Source organism: Pseudomonas sp. JDS28PS106 (assembly GCF_036706555.1).
In the GTDB taxonomy this organism is placed as follows: Bacteria; Pseudomonadota; Gammaproteobacteria; order Pseudomonadales; family Pseudomonadaceae; genus Aquipseudomonas.
On the sequence record NZ_JBAJGT010000021.1, the window covers coordinates 1 to 16,691 of the forward strand.

Annotated in this window: 15 protein-coding genes; 5 read left to right on the forward strand and 10 right to left on the reverse strand. The window is 60.3% G+C overall.

From position 1 onward, the window contains the following. Positions 1-203 precede the first annotated feature (203 nt). The 4 genes from TRP66_RS22410 to TRP66_RS22425 all read right to left on the reverse strand — a co-directional run bounded on the left by TRP66_RS22410 (position 204) and on the right by TRP66_RS22425 (position 4,906). Complete coding sequence (locus tag TRP66_RS22410; RefSeq protein WP_333407424.1) at positions 204-1,133, reverse strand: NAD-dependent epimerase/dehydratase family protein; 930 nt, start codon at positions 1,131-1,133, stop codon at positions 204-206. After that, positions 1,126-2,010, reverse strand: coding sequence for a sugar nucleotide-binding protein (locus TRP66_RS22415; RefSeq protein ID WP_333407426.1), 885 nt, complete (start codon positions 2,008-2,010; stop codon positions 1,126-1,128). Before TRP66_RS22415 ends, TRP66_RS22410 begins: the two co-directional genes overlap by 8 nt. Before the next feature lie 138 nt (positions 2,011-2,148). Beyond that, positions 2,149-4,290, reverse strand: coding sequence for a mechanosensitive ion channel family protein (locus TRP66_RS22420; protein ID WP_442965249.1), 2,142 nt, complete (start codon positions 4,288-4,290; stop codon positions 2,149-2,151). 205 nt (positions 4,291-4,495) lie between these two features. Beyond that, entirely contained in the window at positions 4,496-4,906 is a 411-nt protein-coding gene (locus TRP66_RS22425) for a DoxX family protein (protein ID WP_333407660.1), read from the reverse strand. Between the two features lie 250 nt (positions 4,907-5,156). Between TRP66_RS22425 and TRP66_RS22430 the strand changes: the two genes are divergently transcribed. The 4 genes from TRP66_RS22430 (at position 5,157) to TRP66_RS22445 (ending at position 8,204) form a co-directional block, all read left to right on the forward strand. Continuing rightward, positions 5,157-5,975, forward strand: coding sequence for an alpha/beta fold hydrolase (locus TRP66_RS22430; RefSeq protein ID WP_333407430.1), 819 nt, complete (start codon positions 5,157-5,159; stop codon positions 5,973-5,975). Positions 5,976-6,172: 197 nt separating this feature from the next. Next, entirely contained in the window at positions 6,173-7,174 is a 1,002-nt protein-coding gene (locus TRP66_RS22435; protein WP_333407432.1) for a response regulator, read from the forward strand. A 63-nt stretch (positions 7,175-7,237) separates the two neighbouring features. Then, positions 7,238-7,609, forward strand: a complete 372-nt coding sequence (locus TRP66_RS22440; protein ID WP_333407434.1) for a response regulator transcription factor — start codon at positions 7,238-7,240, stop codon at positions 7,607-7,609. A gap of 103 nt (positions 7,610-7,712) precedes the next feature. Continuing rightward, positions 7,713-8,204 (forward strand): AraC family transcriptional regulator, encoded by a 492-nt coding sequence (locus tag TRP66_RS22445; protein ID WP_442965248.1) that lies wholly within the window; start codon positions 7,713-7,715, stop codon positions 8,202-8,204. A gap of 156 nt (positions 8,205-8,360) precedes the next feature. Here the strand turns inward: TRP66_RS22445 and TRP66_RS22450 are convergent, their stop codons facing one another. The 3 genes from TRP66_RS22450 to TRP66_RS22460 all read right to left on the reverse strand — a co-directional run bounded on the left by TRP66_RS22450 (position 8,361) and on the right by TRP66_RS22460 (position 10,963). Next, positions 8,361-8,837 carry a nuclear transport factor 2 family protein gene (locus TRP66_RS22450; protein WP_333407436.1) on the reverse strand — a complete coding sequence of 159 codons (477 nt, stop codon included), beginning with the start codon at positions 8,835-8,837 and terminating at the stop codon, positions 8,361-8,363. A 179-nt stretch (positions 8,838-9,016) separates the two neighbouring features. Then, positions 9,017-9,559 (reverse strand): single-stranded DNA-binding protein, encoded by a 543-nt coding sequence (locus tag TRP66_RS22455; protein WP_333407438.1) that lies wholly within the window; start codon positions 9,557-9,559, stop codon positions 9,017-9,019. Positions 9,560-9,568: 9 nt separating this feature from the next. Next, entirely contained in the window at positions 9,569-10,963 is a 1,395-nt protein-coding gene (locus TRP66_RS22460) for an MFS transporter (RefSeq protein WP_333407440.1), read from the reverse strand. A gap of 188 nt (positions 10,964-11,151) precedes the next feature. On the opposite strand from TRP66_RS22460, the gene uvrA reads away from it, so the two are divergent. Further along, entirely contained in the window at positions 11,152-13,986 is a 2,835-nt protein-coding gene (gene uvrA / locus TRP66_RS22465) for an excinuclease ABC subunit UvrA (RefSeq protein ID WP_333407442.1), read from the forward strand. Between the two features lie 81 nt (positions 13,987-14,067). Here uvrA and bfr read toward each other — a convergent pair whose 3' ends face one another. The 3 genes from bfr to rplQ all read right to left on the reverse strand — a co-directional run bounded on the left by bfr (position 14,068) and on the right by rplQ (position 16,689). Next, positions 14,068-14,532, reverse strand: coding sequence for a bacterioferritin (gene bfr / locus TRP66_RS22470; protein WP_333407443.1), 465 nt, complete (start codon positions 14,530-14,532; stop codon positions 14,068-14,070). 155 nt (positions 14,533-14,687) lie between these two features. Further along, on the reverse strand, positions 14,688-16,136 hold the full coding sequence (locus tag TRP66_RS22475) for a catalase (protein ID WP_333407445.1): 1,449 nt from the start codon (positions 16,134-16,136) through the stop codon (positions 14,688-14,690). Positions 16,137-16,302: 166 nt separating this feature from the next. Then, positions 16,303-16,689: a 50S ribosomal protein L17 gene (gene rplQ / locus TRP66_RS22480; RefSeq protein ID WP_002555463.1), complete on the reverse strand. Its 387-nt coding sequence runs from the start codon at positions 16,687-16,689 to the stop codon at positions 16,303-16,305. Between the last annotated feature and the right edge of the window lie 2 nt (positions 16,690-16,691).

A 16,691-nucleotide genomic window follows, 5' to 3' on the forward strand; every position in this document is an offset into this window, starting at 1 on the left:
GTTGATACGCCTGAACGCCATGGCGCGGGATGGAACCCCGTGGAGGGATCAGCCGGTATGACGACGCCCGGATGAGGCGGGCTGCGCCCGCTCATCGGAGAGAGTCGAAAGACAGTTGGCTCCTACAAACACCCATCTCGTAGGAGCGGATTTATCCGCGATAGGCCGGTACGTCAGCTCGTGAGCCGTACCAAACCCGCAGGTCAGCGGTTCAGCAGTCTGGTCAGCCCGACCCGCAGCGGCGTCGGCTCATCCAGCGTGAACCGCGACAACAGCCGCTGGTTGTTGGCTCGGGAATGGCGGATGTCCCCTGAGCGCGGCGTCGCGTAGGTGACTTCAGGCGACCTGCCAACCACCGCCGACAACTCAGCCAGCAGCTGATTGAGCGATGTCGCCTGGTTCAATCCCACGTTGATCGCACCTTCAGCAGTTTCCGGCTGGTTCAGCGCCTGCACCAGCAACTTGACCAGATCGCCCACGTAGAAGAAGTCGCGAGTCTGCTCGCCATCGCCGAACACGGTGATCGGCATACCCTTTTCGATACGCTCGGCAAAGATGCTGATCACGCCTGAATAAGGCGACGACGGGTCCTGGCGTGGACCAAAGATATTGAAAAAGCGGAACACCACGGGCTCCAGCCCATGCTGACGACGGTAGAAATCCAGGTATTGCTCGCTCGCCAGTTTGTCCGAAGCATACGGGGTCAGCGGCGCTTTGGTGGTGTCTTCGACGATCGACTCGCCTTCGCCGTTATTGCCGTAGACCGCGGCGCTCGACGCGAAGACCACGCGTTTGATGCCAGCCTCGCGCATGGCTTCGCACACGTTAAGCGTGCCGATGAAATTGCTCTGGTGGGTGTGCACCGGATCGTCGACAGAAGCCTGCACCGACGCGACCGCTGCCAGATGCACAACCGCCTTGCAGCCGCTCGCGGCGCGTCGTACCAGTGTGGCATCGGCCACGTTGCCTTCGATCAGCTCGATCCGGGGGTTGTCGAGCTGCAGATTGGCGCGCTTGCCGGTCGAAAGATCATCGAGGATGCGCACGGCATGCCCTTCGGCCAGCAAGGCGTCGGCCAGATGCGAACCGATGAAACCCGCGCCGCCGGTGATGAGGATTGGAGCGTCAGCCATGTCGATAGTACCGGTCCAGCAAGCTCGGCAGGCCGGCGCGCCAGGCGCGAGGCTTGATGCCAAAGGTGTGAAGTATTTTCTTGCAGGCCAACACCGCATGCTGCGGTTCGTCGGCTGCGTCGGGACGCGCGGCGTGGGCCTGCGGCGTTGGCGATTCGATCGCCAGCGGGTGCAGCAGCCGGGCTTCGGTCAGGATCGCCTGACCCAGGGCGACCGGAGTCGTCGCCTCATGTCCGGCGTAATGGTAGGTCCCCCACAAAGGCGCATCGCAGTCCAGCTGCTTGAGCACGGACAGGATCACCCGTGCCGCGTCATCCACCGGCGTGGGATTGCCGCGTCGATCATCGGCGAGAAACAGTTCTTCGGCACGCTGGGCGCGGGTCAGAAATCGACCCAGCACGCCATCGATGCTGTCGTCCAGCAGCCAGCCGAAACGCACCAGCACATGTTGCGGGCACGCCGCCCGCACGCTTTGTTCGATGCGCCACAGTGCCTGGCCGCGCAGGCCGAGCGGAACCGGCTCGTCCTTCTCGCTGTAGGCGGTCGCACGCGAACCATCGAACACGCGATAGCTCGATGGCTGGACCAGAACGATATTGTGGTGCTGGCACAGCTCCGCCAGACGCTCGACGGAGCGCTCCTGGTGGGTCAGACGTGATTCGCTCACGTTTTCTGCCTGAAACCAGTCGAAGTAATAAGCCAGGTTGATCAGGGCATCGGGACGGGTGTCGTCAAGCAGTTGCGTCAGGCTCGCTGCGTCCCAGCCATCTTGTGGAGGACGTGGTGCGAGGAAATTAATGTCTTCCTCGGCACCCAGACGAATCAGCGCCTGCCCGAGGGCATTCCCGCCGCCCAACAGCATAAGGCGCATTCGCATAAGGTCAGCAGGCTCGGTATCAGAGTCATCGATGATTTGGGTAAAAAAACGCTTGCAAACATACCACGTTGGCCGCCGTCACCCAACAGCCTCGGCGCGTGCCCGTCGACGAACGAGCCGCGCCGTCAATGGCTGTCCTCAGGCGTTACCCGGCTTGTCCAAGCTGGGTTGCTCTGCGGCGGCAGGCACTGGCTGCGCTGCCGGTTGCGCCTGCTGCAATGCTGCCGGGTTCATGACCACTTGTGGATAAGTCTGGGCAAAGCGCACGTTCTCGCTTTTATCCACAAGTCGCTTGAGCCGCTCGTTGAATGCCCGGCCCACGGCATACTGCCCGCCTGAAGAGGTACGGAACTGTCCGGTAAGCACCACGCCGTTGAGGTCCATCCGGTCGACCCCGAACACCTCCAGCGGTCCTTGCAGGTTGTTCTTGAGCAGGATGTCTTCGGTGATCGACTGCCCGGTCTGGCGAATCAGCGACAGCGCCTCGTCGATGTTGGAATCGTAGGTGAACTGCACCGAGAAGAACGCATAGGCGAACTGACGGGACTGGTTGGTAACCGCCTTGATCTGGCCGAACGGCACCGAATGCACGAAGCCCTTGCCGTCGCGCAGGCGCACGGTGCGGATGGTCAGGCTTTCCACCGAGCCGGAATGTCCGGTGCTGAGCACCACCCAATCGCCCACCGAGAAGGTGTCTTCGATGATGATGAACAGACCGGTGATCACGTCCTGAACCAGTTGCTGCGAACCGAAACCGATTGCCAGACCGACCACCCCGGCACCGGCCAGCAACGGCGCGACGTTGATACCCAGGTTCGCCATCGTGGTGATGGCGCAGATCACCACCAGAACGATCTTGATCGCATTGCGCAGCAACGGCAGGATCGTCTTGACCCGCGTGCTCGGCGCCCGTGCGTGACGATGATTGGTCGGCGGCTTGAGCGCTTCCTGAATCGCGGTATCGAGCACTACCCACAATAGCCACGTCACCAGGAAAATCAGCCCGATACTGCTCAACGAGTCGCTGATCACCCGGCCGACGGTATTGCGCTGGGCGAACTCGAACAACGAGAAGCCCCAGATTCGCCCGAGGATTTCAATGAAGGACACCGCCAGCACGATACGCAGAACGGCGTACGCCAGGCTCAGCAGCCGGGCCTTGTAGACATGGCCGCCCCGCCCGGCGCCGTCTTCCACCGGTTTGAAAACCTGCTGGAAAACGGTGCTCAGGAACACCGTCGCGATCAGCAGAATGGTGGTGTAGAGCGCGCAGCGCAGCGCTTCCTGACTGTCCTCGCCTGCACCGATGAGATTGATGGCCGACACCAGAATCATCAGCAGGATGGGCAGGTGCCAGAGGTTGGAGAACACTTTGAGCGACTGCTGCAGTGCCGGACGCTGCATGCGGCTGCTCAGGGAGCGATTGCGAATCAGGTGCGCGATGGGCCGACGAACCTTGATCACCAGCATGCAGAACACGGCCGAAGCGAACAGTCCGGTGAATACCGCGACGCTGGTGGTGACGTTGCTGCCGATCTGCCTGGCGATTTGCGGGCTGGTCAGCGCATCGCTCAGCGCGGCCAGGAAGCCGATGATGAACAGCGGTCGGGGCGCGTATCGGCGAATCATGCGCACCGCGGCGCGCTTGTGGCCATAGTTGAACATCACGATGACGCAGAGCAGTACCGAGGTTGACACGATACCGCTGCTGGTCGCATATGCCAGACAGAGCGCCAGCGCCCGTCCCACCGAAGTCGGCATGAAGTGACTGACCCACAAAGTCAGCGGCAGGCAGACGATCGCGGGCAAGGTGAACGGCAGCACGTACTTGATCAGCGCCTTGCTGCGCTCGCGACCTTCGAAGAATCGTCGACGGCAGATTCTGACCGCAATGAATCGCCCAACAGTGGTCAGCAGCGCGAAGGCGCCCATCCAGACGACTGTAAGAATGAGAAAATCGCCCACCACACTCCAGGGAGAGCGCGAGGTGCGCTTGTTCACCAGCCGATCCAGCTCGCCGACGGCCCGGTCGGCACGCAAACGCCAGGCGTCCCACAGGTTGTCGTCCAGATTGAGTTTTTCCTGGACGTCATCGATACCTGAACTGATCGCGCCGAGCAGGCCACCTTGCAGAATGGGCTCGGCGGCGGCCTCGGTTGCGGCCGCTTCTTCCTTGGCCGGTTCCTTGGTTTCTTCCTTCGCGTCCTTGGCGTCCTTGGCGGCGTCCTTGGCATCGCTCTTTTCGGCTGCCTTGTCGTCCACAGGCGCCGCCGCGGCCATTGGCAGAGCCGGAACGTCAGCGGCCTGAAGGTGGAAACTGCCCGCGCAGAACAGCACACCTATCAGGATCAGGTTTCTCAGCGGTGGTAGCACGCAGTTTCCTCCTTTGTTGAACGCAGCCGCGCCTCGGTCACTAGGAACTGAGTCCCGGAGAGGCGGCAAGTTCGGTCAGCAGGGAAAATACGTGAGGCGTATTCCGGCCGCGTTACAGCGAGCGCCGACGCAGGTTGCCAACCACCAGCGGACCAGGCCCGGTCAGCGCCAGCCCGCCAAACAGGATGATCAACAGCCAGGCGAATTGCCCCTGATCCAGCGTCCAGTCCGGGTGCACGACGCCAAGCGCCACGGCAAGCACCGCCAATACCGGCAAGCAGGCCAGTCGCGCGTAGATCCCCAGCATCAGCAGCAACGGACACAACACCTCGGCGAACACCGCAAGCCCAAGTGTCAGATTCGCACCCAGCCCGAACGGATCCTCGATGCGCTGCAATTCGAGGTTCCAGTTCAGCAATTTCGGCAGGCCGTGCACCCAGAGCAACAACAAGGCGGCGCTGACCCGCATGAACAGCAACCCCCAGGCGATCGACGCGCCGGTCGGCTCAGAGATTCGGCCCATTGCCAGGCGCGATGTGATCGATGACATGCCAGTGCTCTCCGTCGGTTTGAACAGAACGCATTGAACGGCCGAGCGGGTCTGGCGGCTTGTAGGTATGTGCTGAAATCCGCTCGTGCGCACAAAAGCACATGCGGGCAATTTTTCATGACTGCCCCAGTCGATACTCTAGGTGCGCACCTGTCCGGCAGCGCGCCTAGAGCCCTCTTACAGGCGTTCACACATCAGCGATTCACCCCACAGAGGAACCCGCATGAGCACCTTCACTACCCGCGATGGCACCGAGATCTATTTCAAGGACTGGGGTACCGGCAAACCTGTTCTGTTCAGCCACGGTTGGCCGCTGGACGCCGATATGTGGGAATACCAGATGGAATACCTGAGCAGCCGCGGCTACCGGACCATCGCCTTTGACCGCCGTGGCTTCGGCCGGTCGAGCCAGCCGTGGAACGGCTACGACTACGATACCTTCGCCGACGACATCGCCGCCCTGATCGAACACCTCGATCTGCGCGACGTGACCCTGGTGGGCTTCTCCATGGGCGGTGGCGACGTAGCACGCTACATCGGCCGTCACGGCACCGAGCGGGTCTCGAAGCTGGCGCTGCTGGGCGCGGTCACTCCGCTGTTCATCAAGACCGAAGACCATCCGCAAGGCGTCGACAAATCCGTGTTCGACGGCATCAAGGCCGGCCTGCTCAAGGATCGGGCGCAGTTCATCGCCGATTTCTCCAGTCCCTTCTACGGCACCAACCAAGGCCAGAAGGTATCGGACGGCGTACTGACCCAGACCCTGAACATTGCGCTGATGGCATCGCTCAAGGGCACCGTCGACTGCGTGACTGCGTTCTCCGAGACCGACTTCCGCCCGGACATGGCGAAAATCGATGTGCCGACGCTGGTTATCCACGGCGACGGCGACCAGATCGTACCCTTCGAGGCCACGGGCAAACTGGCCGCCGAAATGATCCAGAATGCCACGCTCAAGGTGTACCCCGGCGCCCCTCACGGCTTTGCGGTGACCCATGCGCAGCAGCTCAATGAAGACCTGTTGGCGTTCATCGCCGACTGATCTTTCGGCACCGCGTGGCTGCGGCTTGCCGCAGCCCGTCCGCTTCTACCGGCAGTCGCATTGCCCGGCGTCGACGCTTCACTTATCCGACAGGATAATTGCCTCCCTCACGCGCTTGGTCTAGTTTGTCCACTCCAACGCACACGCGCGAACGGGACCGGCGGCCCGACCTCTACACTGGCAAGGAAAGGGACATCATGATCCGAGTGGGCCTGGCCTCAGTCTCCCTGGAACGGCGGGAAGCATTCCGCGACGGCCAGATGCTGCGCATGGGCGGCCGAGCCTTCGATATTCTGGCCACGCTGATCCGCGCCGAAGGCCGGATCGTCAGCAAGGACACACTCATCAGCCAGGTCTGGCACAACACGGTGGTTGAGAACAACAACCTCGAAGTCCACATCTCGCACTTGCGCAAGTTGCTCGGCGGCAAGGATTTCATCCAGACCGTGCCTCGTCGCGGTTACCGGCTGCAACCTTCCGATGTACCCGCCCCGACCAGCGCGGCAACACAGATCCACACCCCGCCTTCATATCGCGAGCCGCGTGCCAGTATTGGCACCGCGAATCCCGGCGCTTCAGCAACGGTCTACATCATCGACGACGACGCGCCCGTGCGCACGGCCTTGAGCCGCCTGCTGCGTGCCGAAGGCATTCCTCACGCGCTGTTCACTTCGGCGGAAGATTTCCTGGGCACCCCGCTCCCTTGCGGCCCGGCGTGCCTGTTGCTGGATGTCGACCTGCCGGCGGCAACCGGGCTGGACCTGCAAGCCGAACTGGTCCGCCGCGGCCTGCCCTGGCCCATCATCTTCATGACCGGGTTCGGGACAATTCCCATGTCCGTCCAGGCCATCAAGGCGGGTGCCGTCGAGTTTCTCACCAAGCCCTTCGACGACGACAAGCTGCTGTCGACCCTGCATCAGGTGATGCGCCAGGCGCACGACCAGCGCGAGGTCTGGCATCAGCTCAAGGGGATACGCGAGCGTATTGACCTGCTCACGCCCCGCGAACGCGAAATCTTCCTGCTACTGGTGACCGGTATCAGCAACAAGCAGATTGCCAATCAGCTGAACATCAGTGAAGTGACCGCCAAGGTGCACAAAAAACACATCATGGCCAAAATGCAGGCCCGCACACTGATCGATCTGGTCACTCAGTATCAACAGATCGACAGCAACGCCGTCGACGCCCGCGCGTCCTGACTCTGAGTTTTCGATGAGACCGAAATCCTTTTCAACCGCAAGCCGGGTCGCGACGTACTGCCTATGACAACCATTTGCGTGGTGGACGACGACCTTTCAGTGCGTAAAAGTCTGGTCAATCTGCTCAAATCCGCCGGTTATCGCGCGCTGAGTTTCGATTCCGGCGAAGCGCTGCTGGCGAGCCCTGAACTCACTGGTCTGGCGTGCGTGGTACTCGATCTGCGCATGAAGGGGCTGCATGGCCTCGAAGTGTTGAGAGCGCTGGGCCTGGCGGGCAATCGCGCGGCGGTGATCTGCATGTCCGCACATTGGGATGACCCGGCAATGGCCGAGGCCATCGGTCACGGTGCCAGTGCCTGCCTGCACAAGCCGTTCAGCGACGAAACCTTGCTGACCGCCATCGAGGAAGCGCTGCAAAGCGCCAGCGGCCATTGATCGACTGACAAGTTCCTCCGATTAAGGATTTTTAAGCTTCGCCTAAGGACTCTACGACCGCCATTTCGTCAGACTTTTCCTGTCACTTCGCAGGAGAGTTACCATGCATCCCACGGTCACCGCCCCCGATGAGTCTCTGGACCCACAGCTGCTCGGCCACTTCAAAAGTCTGCACAGCGCCATCCTGCGTCACAAGTGCCTGGTGTTCGGCGCGCAGCTGCTGGCCTTGCGCCCTGCCGAACAGCGCCCTCCCCAGCGCATCGCCCTCGCCCCCTGGCAGGAGCGCCGCGCCAAGGAGCTGATGATGAATTCGATCACTCGCCCCTTGAGCATCAGCCAGGTGGCCGAGCGCTGCTCGCTGTCGCGCAGCCACTTCTCCCGGGCGTTCAAGAAGAACACCGGGTACTCGCCTCAGGAATGGTTTCTTCTCGCCAAGATCGAGCGATCCAAGGCGCTGCTCGAATCGGGCATGGCGATTACCCAGGTCAGCCTGGAATGCGGATTCGCCGACCAGTCCCACTTCACCCGCACCTTCACCCGCAAGACCGGCCAGAGCCCGATGGCCTGGCGGCGCGCACAAAGACTGCCTGCCTGAAAAGCGCCGATTAAGGTCTTACCTGCCCCTGCGGGTAACATCTCAAGGGGCAGTCTGGTACGGGATCGCCTGCGGTCCGGGCTGTCGCTTAAGGACAAGGCGGTAACCAAATAAAAAACTGACCCCTTCTGTAAACAGAGTCAGCTCAAGCATGACTTAAAGACCCAGCTCAGTCAGACCTGGGTGATCATCCGGGCGGCGGCCCAGTGGCCAGTGAAACTTGCGCTCGTTCTCCTGGATGGGCATATCGTTGATGCAGGCGAAGCGGCGGTGCATCAGACCATCGGTTTCAAACTCCCAGTTTTCGTTGCCATAGGAGCGGAACCAGTTACCTGAATCGTCGTGCCACTCGTAGGCGTAACGAACGGCAATGCGGTTGTCGGTGAAGGCCCAGAGTTCTTTGATCAGACGGTAGTCCAGCTCTTTCTTCCACTTGCGAGTGAGGAAGGCCTGCGCTTCTTCACGATTGGTTGCAAACTCGGTACGGTTGCGCCATCGGGTGTCCAGCGTATAGGCAAGTGAAATTTTTTCAGGATCACGAGTATTCCAACCATCTTCGGCAAGTCGAACCTTTTTAATCGCTGATTCGCGAGTGAAAGGAGGAAGTGGCGGGCGAGCAGGTTCGTTGGACATGGGTGGACCTCCAATCTTTTTGGATCATTTAGTAAAGATGGTGTTTCTGGAACTTCAGGCGCTGACGCGTTGTTCATTACGCCTTGTCAGTGCGGCATAAACTTTCTTCCATGCAATAAAAAAGCGAAGCCAATGAATGGCTTCGCTTCTCATGTTTGCGGTTCTGAAAAAGCTGCGGGTCAGAACGGAATATCGTCATCGAAGCTGTCGAAATCAGCGGCGGGCTGTGGAGCCTGCTGCTGGGGCGCCGGGCGCGAATCGCGCTGTGGCTGCGAGTACGACTGCTGCTGTTGCTGCTGTGGAGCAGGACGCGATTGCTGCTGGCGTGGCGCGGAGTTGCCGTAGCCACCCTGACCTTGCTGGCCGTCGCCCTGCTGAGGACGGCCGCCAAGCAGCTGCATGGTGCCCTGCATGTCGACGATGATTTCAGTGGTGTAACGCTTGATGCCGTCTTTTTCCCACTCGCGGGTCTGCAGCTTGCCTTCGATGTAGACCTGCGAACCCTTGCGCAGGTATTCGCCGGCGATTTCGGCAACCTTGCCGAACATCGACACGCGGTGCCATTCGGTCTTTTCGACCTTCTGACCGCTCTGCTTGTCGGTCCACTGCTCGCTGGTCGCCAGACTCAGGTTGGTCACGGCGTTGCCGTTCGGCAGGTAGCGTACTTCGGGATCCTGGCCGCACGTACCGACCAATATGACTTTGTTAACCCCACGGGCCATGATGTTCTCCTAGGCTTCGCACGCTTGCTGCGCTGGATTGACCAGCTGTTCCAGTGACGCGCGATCCAATAATTTTGTATCCAGTTTGATATAGACGGCCGCCTCTTCGGCAACCACCACGGCATCCGTTACGCCTGCTACGGACATCAATCTTGCTGCCAGGCCCGCATCACGCTGTGCCTGGGGCGACAACGGCAGACGTAGACTGGTCACGTAGGGCGGTTCACGCATGGTCATCGCAAAAGCGAACCAGATGGCCGCCATGGCTGCTCCACCGAGGAACACCACATCGAGCCCGCCATGCTGGAACAACCAGCCGCCCAGTATCCCACCTGCCGCCGAGCCAAGAAACTGACTTGTCGAATAAACGCCCATCGCGGTGCCTTTTCCGCCAGCCGGCGAAACTTTGCTGATCAGTGACGGCAAGGACGCTTCGAGCAGGTTGAATGCTATGAAGAATACCACTGTCCCGATGACCAGCGCCCGCAACGTGTTACCAAATGCCCAGAAGTACAGTTCGGTGAGCATCAAGACCAGCACCGCACCCAGCAGTACGCGCTTCATCTGACGCTTCTTCTCGCCGTAGATGATGAACGGAATCATCGCGAAGAACGAAATCAGCAACGCGGTCAGGTAGACCCACCAGTGCTGTTCCTTGGGCAGGCCGGCTTTCTCGACCAGCGCCAGCGGCAAGGCGACGAAGCTGGACATGAGCATGGCATGCAGGACGAAGATGCCCAGGTCCAGACGCAGCAGGTCGGGATGGCGCAAAGTCGCGCCCAGTGCCTGCTTTGCCACTCCGGATTCGCGATGCAAAAGCGGGCCGCTGGCCTTGGGCACCACGAACGCCACGATCAGCATGCCCAGCAATGCCATACCGCCGGTCGCCAGGAACAGGCCTGACAGGCCAAAGGTACGGGTAACCAGCGGGCCAACCACCATGGCGACGGCGAACGACAGCCCGATGGTCATGCCGATCATCGCCATGGCCTTGGTCCGGTGCTGTTCCCGAGTGAGGTCGGAGAGCAGTGCCATTACGGCAGCGGAAATCGCGCCCGCGCCCTGCAGGACACGTCCGGCGATGATGCCCCAGATCGAGTCGGCACCGGCGGCAACCACGCTGCCGATGGCAAATACGATCAGGCCGAGGTAAATGACCGGGCGCCGGCCGATACGGTCGGACACGATCCCGAACGGAATCTGCAGCACAGCCTGAGTCAGACCGTAGGCACCGATGGCCAGCCCGATCAAGGCAGGGCTCGCGCCGGCCAGATCCATCCCGTACGTTGCCAGAACCGGCAGAACCATGAACATGCCGAGCATGCGGAAAGCGAACACCAGGGCCAGACCGCCTGCCGCGCGTGTCTCGCCACTACTCATGCGCTCGCTGAGGGGATCGTGCATGAAGAAACCTCGTGTGAACCGGCGGCGATTCTACCAGTCCCATCGATTGACAGGGTATATCGCGACGCTTTGACGCGTGCAGATGACAGAGTCTTCATCTTCAGCTCATCGCAACATGGATAGTGTGTATCCATCCAGTATTTCGCCGTATACTACTACGTTTTCGACGCCCGCCGTGCGAGGCCATTTTGGACAAGATCCTGATTCGTGGGGCACGCACCCACAACCTGAAGAACATCGACCTCACCCTGCCACGCGACAAGCTGATCGTTATCACCGGCCTGTCCGGCTCCGGCAAATCCTCGCTGGCTTTCGACACGCTCTACGCCGAAGGGCAGCGACGCTATGTCGAATCGCTCTCCGCCTACGCGCGGCAGTTTCTGTCCATGATGGAAAAGCCGGATGTCGATACCATCGAGGGATTGTCGCCGGCGATTTCCATCGAACAGAAGTCCACATCCCACAACCCGCGCTCCACCGTGGGGACCATTACCGAGATCTACGACTATCTGCGTCTGCTGTACGCGCGAGTCGGCCAGCCTCGCTGCCCGGATCACGACACTCCGCTGGAAGCCCAGACCGTCAGCCAGATGGTCGATCTGGTCCTGGCTCAGCCGGAAGGCAGCAGACTCATGCTGCTGGCGCCGGTCATCCGCGAGCGCAAAGGCGAGCACCTCTCGGTGTTCGAAGAGCTGCGCGCCCAGGGTTTCGTGCGCGCACGGGTCAATGGCAAGCTGTGCGAGCTCGATGAGCCGCCCAAACTGGACAAGCAGAAGAAACATACCATCGACGTGGTGGTGGACCGCTTCAAAGTACGTGCCGATCTTCAGCAACGTCTGGCAGAGTCTTTCGAAACGGCTCTCAAACTTGCCGACGGCATCGCCCTGGTAGCGCCGATGGACGACGAAGCCGGCGAAGAGACGATCTTCTCAGCACGCTTCGCCTGCCCTGTCTGCGGCCACGCGATCAGCGAGCTTGAGCCCAAGCTGTTTTCCTTCAACAACCCTGCGGGCGCCTGCCCGACCTGTGACGGGTTGGGGGTCAAACAGTTCTTCGACATCAAGCGACTGGTCAATGCAGAGCTGACCCTGGCCGAAGGCGCCATACGCGGCTGGGACCGACGGAACGTCTACTACTTCCAGATGCTGGGGTCGCTGTCGAAACATTACGGCTTCAGCCTGGAAGTCCCGTTCAAGGAACTCCCGGCCGACCAGCAGAAGATTCTGCTCAGCGGCAGCGGCACGCAAAAGGTCGATTTCCGCTACCTGAACGACCGTGGCGATATCGTCAAGCGCGCGCATCCTTTCGAAGGTATCGTGCCTAACCTCGAGCGCCGCTATCGCGAAACAGAATCGGCCACCGTGCGCGAAGAGCTGGCCAAGTTTCTCGGCACCCAGCCGTGCCCGGACTGCCGTGGTACGCGTTTGCGTCGCGAGGCTCGGCATGTCTGGGTAGGCGAGAAGACCCTGCCGGCCGTGACCAGCCTGCCCATCGGCGACGCCACCGATTATTTCGAAGTGCTCAAGCTGACCGGCCGCCGGGGCGAGATCGCCGACAAGATCCTCAAGGAAATCCGCGAGCGGCTTCAGTTCCTGGTGAACGTCGGCCTGGACTACCTCACGCTGGATCGCAGCGCCGACACGCTATCAGGCGGCGAGGCGCAACGGATTCGACTTGCGAGCCAGATCGGCGCCGGCCTGGTTGGGGTCATGTACATCCTCGACGAGCCGTCCATCGGCCTGCACCAGCGTGACAATGATCGCCTGCTCGGCACCCTCAAGCATCTGCGTGACATCGGCAATACCGTGATCGTGGTCGAGCATGATGAAGATGCCATTCGCCTCGCGGACTACGTGGTAGATATCGGCCCGGGCGCCGGCGTGCATGGCGGCCATATCGTGGCCGAAGGTACGCCGCAGGAGGTGATGGCGCATCCTGATTCGGTTACCGGCAAGTACCTGTCCGGACGGGTCAAGATCGAGGTGCCGGCCAAGCGTACCCCGCGTAACAAGAAGCTGTCCCTGACCCTCAAAGGCGCACGCGGCAACAACCTGCGCGACGTGAACCTGGAGATTCCGATCGGACTGCTGACCTGTGTCACGGGCGTTTCCGGCTCCGGAAAGTCGACGCTGATCAACAACACGCTCTTCCCGCTCAGCGCCACGGCGCTCAACGGCGCGACCACGCTGGAAGCGGCCACTTATGACAGCATCAAGGGCCTGGAGCATCTCGACAAGGTCGTGGATATCGACCAGAGCCCTATCGGCCGGACGCCTCGCTCGAACCCGGCGACCTATACCGGGTTGTTCACGCCGATTCGCGAGTTGTTCGCCGGGGTGCCGGAGTCGCGCTCGCGCGGTTATGGCCCAGGCCGGTTCTCGTTCAACGTCAAGGGCGGCCGCTGCGAAGCCTGTCAGGGCGATGGTCTGATCAAGGTCGAAATGCACTTCCTGCCGGACATCTACGTGCCGTGCGACGTCTGCAAGAGCAAGCGTTATAACCGTGAAACCCTCGAAATCAAGTACAAGGGCAAGAACATTCACGAGACCCTGGAAATGACCATCGAAGAAGCCCGTGAATTCTTCGATGCCGTTCCAGCACTGGCGCGCAAGCTGCAGACGCTGATGGATGTGGGGCTCTCCTATATCAAGCTCGGACAGTCGGCGACGACTCTCTCAGGCGGAGAGGCCCAACGGGTCAAGCTCTCCCGCGAGCTGTCCAAGCGCGACACGGGCAAGACGCTGTACATCCTTGACGAACCTACCACCGGGCTGCACTTCTCCGATATCCAGCAATTGCTGGACGTGCTCCACCGTCTGCGGGATCACGGCAATACCGTCGTGGTCATCGAGCACAACCTCGATGTCATCAAGACCGCCGACTGGCTGGTGGACCTGGGACCGGAAGGTGGCTCGCGTGGCGGACAGATCATCGCGACGGGTACCCCGGAACAGGTCGCCGAGATGAAGCAGTCCTACACCGGCCACTATTTGAAACCACTGCTATTGCGAGACAAGGCGTGAGTTAAACGCAGGAGCGTGCAGGCAATAAAAAAGCCCCCGGCATTTCGATGCACGGGGGCTTTTCTTTGTTGCACTCGGCGATCAGTACTGCGATTGCAGATAGTTCGGCAGTCCGATCGACTTGATCAAGCGCAACTGCTGCTCCAGCCAGTAGGCATGGTCTTCTTCCGTATCAGCCAGCTGGGCACGCAGGATGTCACGACTGATGTAGTCATTGTGCTGCTCGCACAGCTCGATGCCTTTGCAGAGCGCGGCTCGTACTTTGTATTCAAGACGCAAATCGCTCGCAAGCATCTCCGGCACAGTAGTGCCGACGTCCAGGTCATCCGGACGCATGCGCGGAGTCCCTTCGAGCATCAGAATCCGGCGCATCAGCGCATCAGCGTGCTGCCCTTCTTCTTCCATTTCGTGATTGATGCGCTCGTAGAGCTTGGCGAAGCCCCAGTCTTCGTACATGCGCGAGTGGATAAAATACTGATCACGCGCAGCCAGTTCGCCAGTGAGCAATGTGTTGAGATAATCGATTACGTCTGGATGGCCTTGCATCGCGCCAGATCTCCTTGCTGAAAGGCCATAGTTTGAACCAAGCGCCGGATCAGGTCACTGATAAAAACGCAATAAACAGACAACAGGCATCGATTTTCGGCCATCCAGAAGCGAAAAACCGCCCAATTGAGGGCGGTTCTGTTTATCACTTCGACTTAGCCAAGTGTAACGCCCAAGGCCTTGGCGATGCCTTCGCCATAAGCAGCGTCAGCCTGGTAGAAGTACTGCAGCTGGCGCTGCACCACGTCGCTGCTGACCCCTGCCATTGCCCCGGCGATGTTGCTGATCAGCAAAGCCTTCTGCTCATCGCTCATCAGGTTGAAGAGCTTACCGGCCTGAGAGTAATAGTCGGTGTCTTCACGATGGTCGTGACGGCCCGCCGCGCCGCTCAGAGCCAAGGCAGGCTCGGCATAGCGAGGATCCTGCTTGGGCGCATCGGCATAGCTGTTCGGCTCGTAATTAGGCGCAGCGCCGCCGTTGCTGCCGAACGCCATCGAACCATCACGCTGGTAACTGTAAACCGGGTTACGCGGCGAGTTGATCGGCAGCTGCTGGTGGTTGGTACCGACACGGTAGCGGTGCGCGTCCGCATACGCAAACACACGGCCTTGCAGCATACGGTCAGGTGACAGACCTACACCCGGGACCATATTGCTCGGGCCGAACGCCGCCTGCTCGACCTCGGCGAAGTAATTCAGCGGGTTGCGGTTGAGCTCAAGCTCGCCGACTTCGATCAGCGGAAACTCTTTCTGCGACCAGGTCTTGGTCACGTCGAACGGGTTTTCGTGGTGGTTGGCCGCTTGCTCTTCGGTCATCAGCTGAATGCAGACCTTCCACTTGGGGAAGTCGCCACGCTCAATGGCTTCGAACAGATCGCGCTGGGCGTAATCCGGATCGGTACCGGCGATACGAGCGGCATCCGCTGGAGCGAGGTTCTTGATGCCCTGCAGGGTTTTGTAGTGCCATTTCACCCAATGACGCTGGCCGTTGCCGCTGATGAGGCTGTAGGTGTGGCTACCGAAGCCGTGCATGTGGCGATAGCCATCCGGAATACCGCGGTCGGAAAACAGGATGGTGACCTGATGCAGGGCCTCTGGCGAGTGCGACCAGAAGTCCCACATCATCTGCGCGCTCTTCAGATTGCTCTGCGGCAGACGCTTCTGAGTGTGGATGAAATCCGGGAATTTGAGCGGGTCGCGAATGAAGAACACGGGGGTGTTGTTACCCACGATGTCCCAGTTACCTTCTTCGGTATAGAACTTGACCGCAAAGCCACGTGGGTCGCGTTCAGTATCGGCGGAGCCGCGCTCGCCACCGACTGTGGAAAAGCGCAGGAAGATCGGCGTCTGCTTACCAACGGTGTCGAACAGTTTTGCGCTGGTGTAGGGAGTGATATCGCGGGTGACAGTGAATGTACCGTGGGCGCCCGAGCCTTTCGCGTGAACGCGGCGCTCTGGGATATTCTCACGGTTGAAGTGGGCGAGCTTCTCGATCAGATGAAAATCGTCCAGTAGCAAAGGCCCACGAGGACCTGCAGAACGGGAGTTCTGATTGTCTGCGACCGGTGCACCACTGGCAGTCGTAAGGGTTTTGTTCTGGCTCATGCGATCTCTCTCGGTAGGCTGCCGGCTGTCCCGGCTTGAGCGAGAGTATTATTCAGATCAATCAATCCCTTCAAATTCATTAAGTTTTTTTAAGCAATAGCTTTTAATAATTACAGAAAACAAAAAACCGGGCGCTGGGCCCGGTTTCTTGTTCAAGACTGATGTCTTATTCAGCGGCTTCTACAGAACCACCGACAGGACGATCAACCAGCTCGACGTACGCCATAGGCGCGTTGTCGCCAGCGCGGAAACCGCACTTGAGGATACGCAGGTAGCCGCCCTGACGGGTTGCATAGCGCTTGCCCAGATCGTTGAACAGCTTGCCGACGATTTCTTTCGAACGGGTACGGTCGAAAGCCAAACGACGGTTAGCTACGCTGTCTTCCTTGGCCAGGGTGATCAGCGGCTCGGCAACGCGGCGCAGTTCCTTGGCTTTCGGCAGGGTAGTTTTGATCAGCTCGTGCTCGAACAGCGACACTGCCATGTTTTGGAACATGGCCTTACGGTGCGAGCTGGTACGGCTCAGGTGACGTCCACTTTTACGATGACGCATGG

Coding starts and splice junctions, on each gene's coding strand:
- rplQ (WP_002555463.1), bottom strand. CDS start 16,689: ATGCGTCATCGTAAAAGTGGACGTCACCTGAGCCGTACCAGCTCGCAC.
- TRP66_RS22455 (WP_333407438.1), bottom strand. CDS start 9,559: ATGGCCCGTGGGGTTAACAAAGTCATATTGGTCGGTACGTGCGGCCAG.
- TRP66_RS22410 (WP_333407424.1), bottom strand. CDS start 1,133: ATGGCTGACGCTCCAATCCTCATCACCGGCGGCGCGGGTTTCATCGGT.
- TRP66_RS22440 (WP_333407434.1), top strand. CDS start 7,238: ATGACAACCATTTGCGTGGTGGACGACGACCTTTCAGTGCGTAAAAGT.
- TRP66_RS22450 (WP_333407436.1), bottom strand. CDS start 8,837: ATGTCCAACGAACCTGCTCGCCCGCCACTTCCTCCTTTCACTCGCGAA.
- TRP66_RS22460 (WP_333407440.1), bottom strand. CDS start 10,963: ATGCACGATCCCCTCAGCGAGCGCATGAGTAGTGGCGAGACACGCGCG.
- TRP66_RS22445 (WP_442965248.1), top strand. CDS start 7,713: ATGCATCCCACGGTCACCGCCCCCGATGAGTCTCTGGACCCACAGCTG.
- TRP66_RS22420 (WP_442965249.1), bottom strand. CDS start 4,290: ATGGCCGCGGCGGCGCCTGTGGACGACAAGGCAGCCGAAAAGAGCGAT.
- TRP66_RS22435 (WP_333407432.1), top strand. CDS start 6,173: ATGATCCGAGTGGGCCTGGCCTCAGTCTCCCTGGAACGGCGGGAAGCA.
- TRP66_RS22430 (WP_333407430.1), top strand. CDS start 5,157: ATGAGCACCTTCACTACCCGCGATGGCACCGAGATCTATTTCAAGGAC.
- bfr (WP_333407443.1), bottom strand. CDS start 14,532: ATGCAAGGCCATCCAGACGTAATCGATTATCTCAACACATTGCTCACT.
- TRP66_RS22415 (WP_333407426.1), bottom strand. CDS start 2,010: ATGCGAATGCGCCTTATGCTGTTGGGCGGCGGGAATGCCCTCGGGCAG.
- TRP66_RS22475 (WP_333407445.1), bottom strand. CDS start 16,136: ATGAGCCAGAACAAAACCCTTACGACTGCCAGTGGTGCACCGGTCGCA.
- TRP66_RS22425 (WP_333407660.1), bottom strand. CDS start 4,906: ATGGGCCGAATCTCTGAGCCGACCGGCGCGTCGATCGCCTGGGGGTTG.